Source organism: Malonomonas rubra DSM 5091 (assembly GCF_900142125.1).
Classification (GTDB): domain Bacteria; phylum Desulfobacterota; class Desulfuromonadia; order Desulfuromonadales; family Geopsychrobacteraceae; genus Malonomonas; species Malonomonas rubra.
In genome coordinates this window covers 558,763-571,611 of sequence record NZ_FQZT01000001.1, presented here as the reverse complement: position 1 = coordinate 571,611, position 12,849 = coordinate 558,763, and the positions used below count along the sequence as shown (strand labels likewise).

The following is a 12,849-nucleotide window of genomic DNA, read 5'->3' as shown; positions in this document are numbered from 1 at the left end:
TTTCTTCTCCCTAGAGAAATAATTTATAGGCCGGGTCGTCGGTCTGTTCTTCGTAACGATAGCCGAGCTTGTTGAGGAATGGCTGCAGTTTCTTCTCTTCAGCCGATGGGATTTCCAGCCCGATCAGTACACGCCCGAACTGTCCACCCTGGTTGCGATAGTGAAACAACGAAATGTTCCAGTCGGCGCCCATATCGGCGAGAAATTGGGTCAGAGCACCGGGACGCTCCGGAAACCAGAAGCGGAACAGGCGTTCGCGGGTCGCTTCAGCAGAACGGCCGCCGATCATGTAGCGCAGGTGGGTTTTTGCCAATTCGTTGTTGGTCAGGTCGATGTTGCGAAAACCCTGCCCGGTCAAGCGCGCGGAAAAGTTATCCCGATCCTCTTCGCTGTTGACCGAGATCCCCAGGAAAAGCTGTGCTTCGCTGCGATCGGCGAGGCGGTAGCTGAATTCAGTGATGTTCGCTTCAGCCAGAACATGTTCGCAGAAGTAGCGCAGCGCGCCCGGTTTCTCCGGGATCGACACGGCAAACAGCGATTCGCGGCCTTCGCCGGTCAGGGTGCGTTCGGACACATAGCGCAGGCGCTCGAAGTTCATGTTTGCGCCGGAGTTGATGGCGATCAGCGTCTGGCCGTTGATTTTGTGCTTCTGCACGTACTGTTTCAGCCCGGCGGTGGCCAGCGCCCCGGCCGGTTCGACGATGGAGCGGGTTGCCTGATAGACTGATTTTATGGCCCCGCACAGCTCGTCGGTGCTGACGCGGATAATCTCGTCGACATGCTGACGGCAGAGGTCGAACGTGAGTTTGCCGATTTTGCGCACAGCAACACCATCAGCGAAAATACCGACAGAATCGAGGGTGATCCGTTTGCCTGCCTCCAGCGAACGGTACATGGCATCGCTGTCATAGGGTTCGACGCCGATTACCTTTACTTCCGGGCAGAGTGCTTTGAAGTAAGCGGCGATACCGGCGATCAGTCCGCCACCGCCGACCGGTACGAAAACCGCGTCGATTTTGCCGGCGCTCTGGCGCAGCAGCTCGTCGGCAACTGTTCCCTGGCCGGCAATCACCAGTTCATCATCGAACGGGTGGATGTAAGTCATGCCGGTTTCCGCGACCAGCTCCTGGCAGCGATCGGCAGCTTCGGAATAGTTATCACCGTGCAGGATGACTTTCGCTCCCAAACTTTTGACTGCGTCCACTTTGATCAGCGGGGTGGTGGCGGGCATAACGATCAGCACTTTCAGGCCGAGTTGACGGGCGGAATAGGCGACCCCCTGGGCGTGGTTGCCGGCCGAGGCCGCGATGACGCCGGCCTGTTTTTCCTGGTCAGAGAGGTGGGCGATTTTGTTGTATGCGCCGCGCAGTTTGAAAGAAAAGACCGGCTGCAGGTCTTCCCGTTTCAGCAGGATATTATTGTTCAGCTCACGTGAAAGCCCAATCGCAGGCTCCAAGGGAGTTTCGTGGGCGGCTTCGTAAACTTTTGAAGTTAGGATCTGACGGATCAGCTTCTGCATTATTGCTCCTTGCTGAGTCGTTGGCTGGCCGCTGTTCTGTTCATTGATTCAGACATTTGGAAAAGTCCCGAACTAATAGCATATATTGGCTTGAATGTCAGTTTATGATCTTCTATCCCGCTTGCTGAAATAAATATAACCAAAATGGTCATTGTTTTTCGGCGTGATTGTTTTTATAATGTTTGAAAGTGGAAAAGAGATTGTTTCTCCGTAGGTTTAAATAACCTGCTTACGTAAATGATGAACGCAGGGGGTGCTTATGAGGTTCATATTCGTACTGATTGCACTGTTCGTTTCGACAACCGCTATGGCTTGGTCGCTTTCAGATGGTGGCTGGCAAGGGAAGAGCGCTGTTACTTCGGCTTACATCATCACAACCCCGTCCGGCCAATCGTTCCTGATGGTGATGGATGGGAATGCGGGGCAGACGTGCCCGTTCTCATCTCTGCATCCGCAGATTGATCGTTCGATGAAATCTCCTGTGCAAAAGAAAAATTATCACAGCAAGGAGTTTCATGAGAAATTTAGGAAGTTCCACAAGGATGTGCGTCCGACCCCGGAACAGAGCCCGATGAAGGCCACCCCGTTGCCGGTCGCCGTTTAGACTTTTCGCTTATTAAAAAGAAACTATTTGAGCCCTGCCCCGTAGTGATCAATACTGCGGGGCAGATTCAGTTTCTGGTCGACGAAAGTTTGCCGCTTTCGATTCGATTATGTTTGTTTTCGGCAGTTTAGAGATACCTCAATGTACACAGTAATCGTGCACCCCGGAAGTGCGCACAAAGATGATTTTCTTTCCGTCGCTGTTCTGCTTTCGAATCTCGACGTTGATGCGGTTTACCGCCGGGAAGCGACCCCGCAGGACCTGGCCGACCCGATGACATATGTTGTCGATGTCGGCATGGAGTATAACGAGGATCTGCATAACTTCGATCATCATCAGGATCCGCTTCTGCCCTGTGCTTTTCACTTGGTTATGAAGCACTTTGGTCAGCACGAGCGGGCGATGTTGATGTTCGAGTGGTACAGCCACATGAGCATGATGGATGTGCGTGGACCTTACCGCACGGCGCAGCAGCTTGGCATCGATTCGAGTGTGCTGTTCGCTGCATCGTCTCCCATCGACGGTTATATTCTCTCCCGTTTCTCTACGTTGCAAGAGCTACGCAAAGGCGACCTTTTTTACGCCCTGATCAGGGACCTCGGCCGTGATTTATTGGCGATGATTGATCGGAAAATGACCCGACTGGAGCGGCTGAAGGCAGAAGCTCAGGTGGTTCCGGTGAAGCATCTGAAGGCGATTGTCAGTACCATTGCTGATGATCCGAAACTGTCGATGGATCGTTTCCTGCGCTTTCTCAACGATGAGCAGGTGGCGATGAGCATTACCCCGTCGACACGGGGTGAGGGCTGGGAATTGCTGCGGCTGGCCGACCACCACAGTGTCGATTTCCGCGCTGTCGCGGATAATCCGGAAATTCGCTTTGTTCACGCCAACGGTTTTGTTGCCAAAACCCAGACTCTCTTGCCGTTGGATCAGGCTCTGGCGTTGGCGATGCAAGCAGTCGTGGCCGATGCCGCTGTAGTTTAACGACCGATTTTACTCGCTGGGGTCCCCGTCTTTTGCTGTATGGCAGGCGAAGCAGCCGCAGTCGGTGTTGACCTGATTAGCGCTGCAATCATTGAGGTAGTCCCAACGTAACATGTCCGGGTAGTCGCTGGCGTGAGCCATGTGACAGGACATACAGACGACGGCATCCGACCCCGGTGTAACTGAGGCACTTGCTACATCAGGAACTGCTGTGGTACGTGCGACCGGAGCATCAAGATTGTATGCTGTGTAAAGTGCATATTCGCCGTCAGCTGGCAGGATAATGTCGGTCGGGTGGCGGATAAACGGTGAACTGGCAACACTGCCGATGCCGGTCGAGGCAGTTGTTTCTATGGTGTGAAAATTGCCGTGGCAGGTGGCGCAATACTGGCTGATGGTGCCATCTGGCGCTTTAACCCCGCCGGTGGCGTGACAGCTGGTGGTGCCACCGGAGCAGCCAAGCTTGATCGGCTCCGCCATGGCAAAGTACTCGTTATGGTCGTTGCTTGCTCTGGTGTATTGCCAATCGTCATCTTCCAGCCCGACGATGCCGGTGAGGAAACGGTAGCTGTTGCCTATCGTGTCAGCCGTTGTCAGTTTGCCATCTACATTGTTGTGATGCGCTCCCGTGATTCCCTCAGGAAAGCTATCTCCCGCATAGCGATAACCATGACAACCATTGGTGCCTGCACAGGTCAAGTTGCTGGTGTTAACGATCTGGTCTTCGTGAAAAGACTGCTGAATTCCGCCTGGCAGAGCAGAAACGGTACCATCCTCACCCGTTAATGCCGCAATATTGTGCCCCTTGTTGTCGTCGGCGCCAGACCCTTTCATGCCAGTGATAAAACCAAAGTTTCCACCTGCGAGATCGGTCGCTTCCGAATGCATGACTTGCGGAATCATATCCGAACCAGTATCGACCAGAGCGCTGGTACTACCTTGGGCATGACAGCCGAGGCAGCTTCCTTTCAGCAGGGCAGCATTGGGTGTAGCTGAATCATCGAAGTTCATGCTGGCACCGTTCTGGCTGTTGTGCATGGTGTGGCAGTCGACACAGCTGCCATTGATCGTCGCTTTTGCTTGGGAGAGAGTAATGAGCAGGCCGATTGCGGTAAGAAGGAAAAGTATGCCTGCCATTCTGGCGTTTCTGGGGAAAGCTGTTACTGCCATGTTCGTCCCTCCACGTGGAGCTGAGTGCGCAAGTCGGAATTGAATTCCAGAACACCAGTCGTCTACTGTGGATAATATGGCATTTGTCGTTCTGGTGCAATATAATTTTAATGAGCTTGGTATTGTGGCTCTGGATTGGCAGGAGGGGTTTGTTGCTGGCGGGCCCGGACATTGCCCGGACCCGCTAGCTGTTACTCGACACCGACAAATAGTTTGATGTATTGCAGGCGTTCGTAGTCGGATGGATTTTCACTGTTGATCTGGCTCATTTTGCCACGGAAGTCGGACAGCTCCTGAAACCCTTGTACCTGCATCCAGTCTTTGACTTCTGCTTCAATCTGACTGATCTGTTCAACCCCGTTGAGGTAGAGACTGGAACAGAGCTGGGTCACCTTGGCGCCGGCCAGCAGCGCTTTGATCACGTCTCGGCCGTTGTGGATGCCGGTGCTGGCACAGAGGTCGGCCGGAATTTTGCCGTTCAGCAGCGACAGCCAGCGCAGCGTGTAGTGAATCTCCTGCTGGGTGCTGTACGGGTTGCCGTGCACCAGCTCCAGCTTGTCGATATCGATATCGAATTTGTAGAAGCGGTTGAAGATGACCAGGGCATCGGCGCCGTGCCAGGTGATTTTGCCGACATCCTTGTTTTTGCCAAACCAGCCGACACTGTAGGCCGGGGCTTCGGCACGGTCGCGGGTGAGGCGATCAGCAATGTTGGCGAATGAGGTAAAGTAGGGGCCGACTTTCATCGCCACTGGAATTTTTACCCGACTCTTCACGCTGTGCAGGATGCGCAGGTGCTGGTCGACGATGGTCGGACCTTCCTCTTTTGCCAAAGTCGGCATCAGGCCGACGTTCAGTTCGATCGCATCGGCTCCGGCTTTCTCCAGTTGTCCGGCATATTCGGCCCAACGCTCGGTACTGATACAATTGAGGCTGGCGATGATCGGGATATCGAGCTCCTTTTTTGCATCCACGATCAGCTGCAGATAATCTTTCGGGCCGAGGTCCATGCCGTAGCCCTGAATGTAGTGGTAAGCTTCGCCGTAGCCTGAATAATCATCCGCATGTTTGCTCAGTTCACTTGTTTCGGCAGCAATCTGTTCTTCGAATAACGATTTAAGGACAACGGCGCCGGCACCGGCTTCGGCACAACGGCGAACACCATCCAGGGTTTTTGTTAGGCTGCTGCTGGCAACAATAAAGGGGTTGCGTAGCGGAATGCCCATATAAGTGGTCGATAGATCGGCCATGAACTCCTCCTTGTGAAAAATACCTTTGTCTCCATATTTTAACAGAGAATCAGAATTCTCCCATAACTGTTCTCTTTTGTAAGCTGTTATAATTACAGTCATGAAAAGACTTCATCAGTTTCAGCTTTGGGAGGGACCGCAGGCAGCAATGTACCGCGAATTGCTGGCACGTGAGGGGGTAGAGTGCCTGCTGAAGAATGATCAGCTTTTTTCTGCCATTGGCGAAATTCCTTTTGTCGAGTGTTATCCGGAACTCTGGGTTGTTGATGATGAAGTTTACCCTCGGGCACAGCTGCTGCTTGACGGTTGGTTGCGGCAGAGTCTATCGAATAAACAGGGATGGCGTTGCCCCGACTGTGGGGAGTTGTGTGACCCGCAGTTCGAACAATGCTGGAACTGCCTTTCCCCGCGTGATTAAGGGGAGGTGTTTTTTATCTCGTAGCTTGACCCCGCAGTTGGGTTTCTCTAGGATGAGTTTTCAATCTTACGTCCGAGGAGAATTTCGCTTATGAAAATCGTTGTCGACCACGCATTGTGTTGTGGCAGTGGTGAATGCATCAAAGTTTGCCCGGAGAAAGCAATCAGCCTTGTTGACGGCAAGGCTGTTATCGATATGAAACTCTGTGATCTTGACGGTATCTGTATCCCCGCCTGCCCGGTCAGCGCGATCGGTTATGACGAGGGCGAGCTTGGCGGTTGTGGGTTTTAGATCGATCGTAGCAAAAGTTTGTAAGGCATTTGAGGGCCGGTGAGCGCTAATAAGCTTGCCGGCTTTTCTATTTATGAGCAGAAGAACATCGATCTAAAAAATTTCACACGGAAAAATAATCGTTATCCATTTCGTTAAAATAGAAAGCCTTGTTCTTCTTGGCCGAGATTTGATTCATCTTCTGATGCTAGTAATTACGGTATGTTGTGCACAGTTAGCTGGTTTCTGTGCAAGTATTTGATCTGGTAAATGACCTTTGTGCTTACCGTATACGTTTTTATGCCAGGCAAACCCCCGTTCTAGTTGATATTGCAATGAAAAAATGAATTGACTCGAACCCCAGTTGTGATATATGAAAAAAAATAACACTAAAGGTATTTGCTGCTAATGCTGATACCGTCTCAACTGGAAGGAGTCTTGTAAATGGAAGCCCATAGTCACAACATCGCTGTTCCCTGCCGCTGCGGAGGCCAGGCAAAAATTTTTGGCCCCTGTGAGTTTGCCCCGTCCAGTCACTGGGGTGTCTACTGTTCGAAGAACGATTGCGATAAGATGGCATCTGCCGACAGTATGGAAGAAGCGATCGAGATCTGGAACGAAGAGCAGGCGATCGAGTTTCATTGATCACCAGTAACAGCTAGATGTCGAAGAAACGGGCGGCCGAATTGGTCGCCTTTTCTTTTGCCTGAATTGGCGCATGAATCGTGCTCACCCACTGCACCAGGTTTTTTACCGGAAAAGTCATAAAATCTTAAAATCGTCTTGACTTGCCCCGGCTTTTCCGGTTCAATCACTTTTCACATCGAAAAGCGATGAAGAGGAGTAGTAGGTAAGTTGTTCGTCTCAGAGAGCCGGCGGCCGCTGCAAGCCGGTACGAAGAACTGCTGAACTCGCCTTGGAGCTGCGGGAATGAAACTTAAAGGTTAGTTTCCGTCGTGAGCCTGCGTAAAAGGAAATGAAGGGTTTTGCAGCAGAATTGCAAAATCGAATCAGGGTGGTACCGCGAAGCATTCGAGCTCTCGCCCCTGTATTTAACGATACAGGAGCGGGAGCTTTTTTATTTTTCGCAAATAACCGAATTGCTGAAAGGGGGTGGTTCTTAAGTGGAATCCGACCTAAGTGACCTGGCACTGAACGACCGAAAAACTTTTACCACGAATAACAAGAACTGCCCCGGTATTGACCGATGGGCACCACGACAGAAGGGGATGAAACCATGAGTCAAAAAGAAGAAATTATTATTTTCGATACCACGTTGCGTGACGGCGAGCAGTCTCCAGGCGCAAGTATGAATATTGAGGAAAAACTCCGCATTGCTCACCAGTTGGAGCGGTTAAACGTCGATGTTATGGAGGCCGGTTTCCCGATCGCCTCCGAAGGCGATTTCGAGGCGGTCAAAAAGATTGCCCAGACCATCAAAAGGACGCAGATTGCCGGCCTTTCCCGTGCCAACGATAAAGATATCGACCGTGCCTGGGAGGCACTTAAGTATGCTGGCGATCGCGGCCGCATCCATACTTTTATCGCCACCAGCGATATTCACATGGAGCACAAATTGAAGATGAGCGAGCAGCAGGTCATCGATACCGCTGTTGCTGCGGTCAAGCGTGCTGCTGGTTACACGCCGAATGTTGAGTTCTCCTGCGAGGATGCTGCGCGCACCCGTCTGCCGTTCATGGCACAGGTGGTCAAGGCGGTTATTGAAGCGGGTGCAACGACGGTTAATATTCCGGATACCGTCGGTTACACGATTCCTTCAGAGTTCACCAAGATCATCAGTTACCTGAAAGAAAACGTGTCGAATATCGATGATGCGATTATCTCGGTTCACTGTCATAACGACCTGGGGCTCGCTGTTGCCAATTCTCTGGCAGCGGTTCAAGCCGGTGCACGGCAGGTGGAGTGTACTATCAATGGCATCGGTGAGCGGGCCGGTAACTGCTCGCTGGAAGAGGTCGTAATGAGTGTCCGGACCCGGCAGGACCTCCTGCCTTACAGCTGCGGTGTGGTCACCGAGCAGATCGTTCCGTCGAGCAAGCTTTTGACCACCATCACAGGTATCCAGGTGCAGCAGAACAAGGCGATCGTCGGTGCCAACGCATTTGCTCATGAGGCGGGTATCCATCAGCATGGCGTGCTGATGAATAAAGAAACTTACGAAATCATGACTCCCGAGTCGGTCGGCCTCAACGCCAATAAGCTGGTGCTTGGCAAGCACTCCGGTCGTCATGCTTTTATTGATCGTCTCAAAGAGCTCGGTTACGACCTCAACAAAGAAGAGATCGAGAAGGCGTTTGTTCGTTTCAAGTCGCTTGCCGACATGAAAAAAGAGATTTTCGATGAAGATCTCGATGCCATCGTAGCCGATGAGGTCTTGCGCGTCACGGAAACCTACAAACTGCTGCAGATGAATGTCAGTTCCGGCTCTTTTGCTGCTCCGACCGCGACCGTGCAGTTGGATGTCGAGGGCGAAGTGAAGAAAGCTGCGGTAATGGGCGACGGCCCGGTCGATGCCAGCTTCAAGGCGATCAAAGAGATCACCGGGACCGATTACCCCTTGCTCAACTTCTCGGTTGGTGCTATCACCGGCGGAACCGACGCGCAGGGTGAATGTGCGGTTCGCCTGAAGAATGCCGAAGGGCGAGAAGTGCTGGGTCAGGGTGCTCACCCGGACATTATCGTTGCCAGCGCCAAGGCCTATATCAATGCGTTGAATAAGATTGCCAGCATCGCCAAGCGTACGCGTGGCGATGTCTGAGATTTGTTATTGCTTCAAAAACAGGAGAACTGAAACTCATGGGTAAGACGTTAGCGGAAAAGATTTTTGATGCCCATCTCAAAGATGAGCCGTTCGAGGGGACCAAGGTCTTAAGCCTCGACCGGGTCCTCTGCCACGAGATCACCACCCCGGTGGCGATCGCCGATCTGGAGTGGCGGGGGAAGGACCGGGTGTTTGATAAGGACAAAATCAAGGTGGTTATTGATCATGTGACCCCGGCCAAGGATAGCAAGACAGCAACCCAGGCGTTGATTCTGCGCGAGTGGGCGCGTCGTCACGATATCCCCGATTTCTTCGATGTCGGCCGTAACGGCGTCTGCCATGCCATCTTCCCGGAGAAGGGCTACATCCGTCCCGGTTTCACCGTCATCATGGGTGACAGTCACACCTGTACCCACGGAGCCTTCGGTGCTTTCGCTGCCGGTGTCGGGACCACTGATTTGGAGGTCGGTATTCTCAAGGGGGTCTGCTCCTTCCGTGAGCCGAAATCTCTTCGCGTCAACCTGAACGGTTCGCTACCGCAAGGCGTTTTCGCCAAGGACGTCATTCTCTACGTCATTGGTCAACTCGGTGTGAATGGTGCTACCGATCGGGTCATCGAGTTCCGTGGGCCGATCGTTGACCAGATGAGCATGGAAGCGCGCATGACCTTGTGCAACATGGCGATTGAAGCGGGCGGTACTTCAGGTGTTTGCATGCCGGACATGACCACTGTTGAGTACCTCTGGCCGTTCATTCAGGACGAGTTTGCCAGCAAGGAAGCAGCACTGGAAGAATACAGCAAGTGGATCTCTGACGACGACGCCAGTTACGACAAGGTTGTCGACATCGATGTCTCCAGCATGGAGCCGATGGTCACTTTCGACTACAAACCGGACTGCGTCAAAACAGTGCCGGAAATGGCTGGCACCAAAGTCGATCAGATTTATATCGGCAGTTGCACCAACGGTCGGATCGAGGACCTGCGCGAAGCGGCTGCGGTCCTCAAAGGCAAGACAGTTGCTGATTCGGTGCGGGGTATCGTTTCCCCGGCGACACCGAAAATTTTCCAGGAAGCCTTGGCCGAAGGAATTATCCAGGTTTTCATGGATGCGGGGTTCTGCGTCACCAACCCGACCTGCGGCGCCTGTCTCGGCATGAGCAACGGCGTGCTGGCTGAGGGCGAAGTCTGCGCCTCGACGACCAACCGTAACTTCAGCGGTCGGATGGGCAAGGGCGGCATGGTTCACTTGATGAGCCCGGCCACCGCTGCGGCAACTGCAATCACTGGCGTCATCACCGACGCCCGTACGTTGTAATCGGAACGAGGAGAATAAACGATGCAGAAGAAATTTGGTGGATCGGCAATCTTTCTCGACCGGTCCGACATCAATACCGATGAAATTATCCCGGCCAAGTACCTCACTGAGGTGACTAAGGAGGCCCTGAAACCCTACATTTTGGAAGACCTGATGCTGGAAGGTTTCGACCCGAAAGGGGAGATACTGGCGAAGGCGACCGTTGTGGTCTCGCGCGAAAACTTCGGTTGCGGCTCCTCCCGCGAGCATGCTCCCTGGGTCTTCGAGGTCAACGACGTTCACACCGTTATTGCCGAAAGTTACGCCCGCATTTTCCGCCAGAACATGTTCAATGGTGGCATGCTGGCAATCGAACTACCGAAGGCTGATATCGATCAGCTGATGGCGCTGCAACAGCAGGGCGAAGTCGAAATCGCCGTCGATCTGAAGGCCCAAACCGTCACAGCCAAAGCTGGCAGTGAAGAGAAAAGCTTCAGCTTCGAAATCAGCAAGTTCGACAAGGCGCTGGTCGAATCCGGCGGTTGGGTCGAGTTTGCCGACGCGCGTTATTGATTGACGGCAATAGCTTTTTTTGTCATGAAAAGCCGGTGATTTATTTCATCGGCTTTTCTTTTTTGTGATGACGCCAGTAATATCGAGTCGGGTGGGAGGAGTTTATGTCGCTTTACAATATTTACACAATCTGCTTCTTGGTTTCGCTGCTTCTTGGAGCAGTTTGGTCATTCCTGGATAAAAATAAACCATCGAAAATTTTAGAGTTTATCGCCAAGTGGCTGGCCCGGTCATTAGTCCTGTTTGTTCTGCTGGTTATTATTGTAGGTTTTTTTGCTCTCGTTTCTGCCGGCTTGTCTGCTAAGTCCTGACGGGTTGCATTTCGATTTTACGATCCTGCACATTTCCACTCTTGTTACGTTGCAATCTCATTAGTCTCTGATATAGACTAGCGGTGCCTGGATGGTTTGTCCTGTGTGGACTCGTTTTGTCTTTATTATATTTCTACTCCGAAGGAGGTTTTATGAAGCGTTTCGCTCTGTTTGCTCTTTTCGTTCTTGTGGCTGCTGTTTTGACCAGCTGTGGACTTTATAATTCGAAGATGGCCTCCGATCCGGCAGACGTTGAGACCGTTGCTGTTGTGGAAGACGCAGCAACAGAGCAGGCCGAGGAAACTGCCGAGCCGGTCGTCGCTGCAACCGAAGAGGTCGTCGAGGAAGCGAAACCGGCGGAGCCGCAAATTTTTGAACCAGGCTCATTTGAAAGCCCAGACCGTTGTAAAAACTGTCACCGTGATATTTACAATGACTGGAAAGAGTCGATGCACGCACACGCCTGGACAGAAAAGTGGTATCAGCAGGATTTCATGATGGCGCATCATGAAACCGATGGCGCAACCGATTTGCTCTGTGGTGCCTGCCATGCGCCGATCGCCGCCCGTACCGGACAGCTGCCTCCTGCTGACGGCAGCATGTTTGACGAGACCGCCAAGCGCGGCATCTCCTGCGATTTCTGTCACACCGTCACCGGGCTCGACCAGATGTATAACATGGGACACGTTTCTGAGCCGGGCAACGAGAAAAAGGGTCCACGCGGCGATGGTCGTTCGCTCTATCACGGCGTCAAGTTCAACGAAAATCACACCAAGGCTGACTTTTGCGGATCCTGCCACATGGTCATCCACCCGGCCAACGGGACCCACATTATCGATACCTGGCAGGATTGGAAAACCAACTGGTATGGCGAGCAGAATATCACCTGTCAGGATTGCCACATGACGCCGACTCCGGGAGTGCAGGAGACTCCGGGGCGGGCAGCATTGCTCGGCAAGTGGCGCGACAACATGCCGTACCATGGTTTTGTTGGTGCCAGTTCCTATGTGCAGGACGCGATGGGCAACAAGAAGCAAGCCGAGATGGCGCGTGAGTACCTGAAGTCTGCGGCGGAAATGAAGTTGGCCGAGACCGTTGCCGGCGACGGTAACCTCGCCCTGACGGTCGAGGTTCACAATGTTGGAGCCGGGCACAAAATCCCGACCGGAACAACCTATATTCGCATCATGTGGCTGGAAGTCATCGTGACCGATGCGACTGGCAAAGTTGTTTACAGCTCCGGCCTTGTTGATGAGAAAAACCATGTCGATCCTGATGCCGTTTTCTTCCGCGTTCAGTTCCGCGATGCTGATGGCAACTTGACCGGTAAAAGCTGGCGGGCTCAGGGGATCGGGTATGATCGCCGCATTCCAGCCAAGGGGATGGATAGCGAGACTTACCAGATCGCTCTTCCTGCGAAAGGTGAGTATCAGGTGAGCACACGGCTGATGTACCGCTCATTCACCCAGGCAACGCTGGACGAAGCTGCTGAGCGGACCGGTGAGGAGTATCCTCCGGTTGAAAGTGTCGAGATGGCAGCCGCGCAGACCAGGGTTGTCTTCTGATTCGATTTTGCAAAGATAAAATTTAATTCGGCCGGGCTCTTTTGAGTCCGGCTTTTTTCATTGTCGACGATACCGGCGAAACAAAAAATTTGACAAAAAAACAGC

General features: G+C 52.7%; 14 protein-coding genes and 1 other annotated feature. Of the genes, 11 read left to right on the top strand and 3 right to left on the bottom strand.

The window, feature by feature from the left end:
• Positions 1 to 10: 10 nt before the first annotated feature.
• Positions 11 to 1,519: a threonine ammonia-lyase, biosynthetic gene (ilvA, locus tag BUB13_RS02575; RefSeq protein ID WP_072905218.1), complete on the bottom strand. Its 1,509-nt coding sequence runs from the start codon at positions 1,517 to 1,519 to the stop codon at positions 11 to 13.
• A gap of 259 nt (positions 1,520 to 1,778) precedes the next feature.
• Here ilvA and BUB13_RS02570 point away from each other — a divergent pair, with 259 nt between their 5' ends.
• Both BUB13_RS02570 and BUB13_RS02565 read left to right on the top strand, forming a co-directional pair.
• Entirely contained in the window at positions 1,779 to 2,123 is a 345-nt protein-coding gene (locus tag BUB13_RS02570) for a hypothetical protein (protein WP_072905216.1), read from the top strand.
• Between the two features lie 141 nt (positions 2,124 to 2,264).
• A complete protein-coding gene (locus BUB13_RS02565; protein WP_072905215.1) occupies positions 2,265 to 3,110 on the top strand; it encodes an MYG1 family protein in 846 nt (281 codons plus the stop codon).
• Between the two features lie 9 nt (positions 3,111 to 3,119).
• Here the strand turns inward: BUB13_RS02565 and BUB13_RS02560 are convergent, their stop codons facing one another.
• Together BUB13_RS02560 and BUB13_RS02555 are read right to left on the bottom strand one after the other, a co-directional pair.
• Positions 3,120 to 4,280 carry a cytochrome c3 family protein gene (locus BUB13_RS02560; protein WP_072905213.1) on the bottom strand — a complete coding sequence of 387 codons (1,161 nt, stop codon included), beginning with the start codon at positions 4,278 to 4,280 and terminating at the stop codon, positions 3,120 to 3,122.
• Between the two features lie 191 nt (positions 4,281 to 4,471).
• Positions 4,472 to 5,530 carry a dihydroorotate dehydrogenase-like protein gene (locus BUB13_RS02555; RefSeq protein ID WP_072905211.1) on the bottom strand — a complete coding sequence of 353 codons (1,059 nt, stop codon included), beginning with the start codon at positions 5,528 to 5,530 and terminating at the stop codon, positions 4,472 to 4,474.
• 148 nt (positions 5,531 to 5,678) lie between these two features.
• Between BUB13_RS02555 and BUB13_RS02550 the strand changes: the two genes are divergently transcribed.
• The 9 genes from BUB13_RS02550 to BUB13_RS02515 all read left to right on the top strand — a co-directional run bounded on the left by BUB13_RS02550 (position 5,679) and on the right by BUB13_RS02515 (position 12,744).
• The gene (locus BUB13_RS02550) at positions 5,679 to 5,948 is read left to right on the top strand and encodes a putative signal transducing protein (RefSeq protein WP_161947610.1); all 270 of its coding nucleotides are present in this window, start codon (positions 5,679 to 5,681) and stop codon (positions 5,946 to 5,948) included.
• Between the two features lie 90 nt (positions 5,949 to 6,038).
• Positions 6,039 to 6,239 (top strand): indolepyruvate ferredoxin oxidoreductase subunit alpha, encoded by a 201-nt coding sequence (locus BUB13_RS02545; RefSeq protein WP_072905207.1) that lies wholly within the window; start codon positions 6,039 to 6,041, stop codon positions 6,237 to 6,239.
• A gap of 423 nt (positions 6,240 to 6,662) precedes the next feature.
• A complete protein-coding gene (locus tag BUB13_RS02540; RefSeq protein ID WP_072905205.1) occupies positions 6,663 to 6,863 on the top strand; it encodes a hypothetical protein in 201 nt (66 codons plus the stop codon).
• A gap of 179 nt (positions 6,864 to 7,042) precedes the next feature.
• Positions 7,043 to 7,269 (top strand) — a binding site (T-box leader).
• A gap of 186 nt (positions 7,270 to 7,455) precedes the next feature.
• Positions 7,456 to 8,997, top strand: a complete 1,542-nt coding sequence (locus BUB13_RS02535) for a 2-isopropylmalate synthase (protein WP_072905203.1) — start codon at positions 7,456 to 7,458, stop codon at positions 8,995 to 8,997.
• Between the two features lie 38 nt (positions 8,998 to 9,035).
• Complete coding sequence (locus BUB13_RS02530; RefSeq protein WP_072905201.1) at positions 9,036 to 10,316, top strand: 3-isopropylmalate dehydratase large subunit; 1,281 nt, start codon at positions 9,036 to 9,038, stop codon at positions 10,314 to 10,316.
• Positions 10,317 to 10,337: 21 nt separating this feature from the next.
• Complete coding sequence (gene leuD, locus BUB13_RS02525; protein ID WP_072905199.1) at positions 10,338 to 10,868, top strand: 3-isopropylmalate dehydratase small subunit; 531 nt, start codon at positions 10,338 to 10,340, stop codon at positions 10,866 to 10,868.
• Positions 10,838 to 10,936, top strand: a complete 99-nt coding sequence (locus BUB13_RS19575; protein ID WP_161947609.1) for a hypothetical protein — start codon at positions 10,838 to 10,840, stop codon at positions 10,934 to 10,936. The genes leuD and BUB13_RS19575 overlap by 31 nt, the downstream gene beginning before the upstream one ends.
• Positions 10,937 to 10,972: 36 nt before the next feature.
• On the top strand, positions 10,973 to 11,179 hold the full coding sequence (locus BUB13_RS02520; RefSeq protein WP_072905197.1) for a hypothetical protein: 207 nt from the start codon (positions 10,973 to 10,975) through the stop codon (positions 11,177 to 11,179).
• A gap of 152 nt (positions 11,180 to 11,331) precedes the next feature.
• Positions 11,332 to 12,744, top strand: a complete 1,413-nt coding sequence (locus BUB13_RS02515) for a multiheme c-type cytochrome (protein WP_208610108.1) — start codon at positions 11,332 to 11,334, stop codon at positions 12,742 to 12,744.
• Positions 12,745 to 12,849 lie beyond the last annotated feature (105 nt).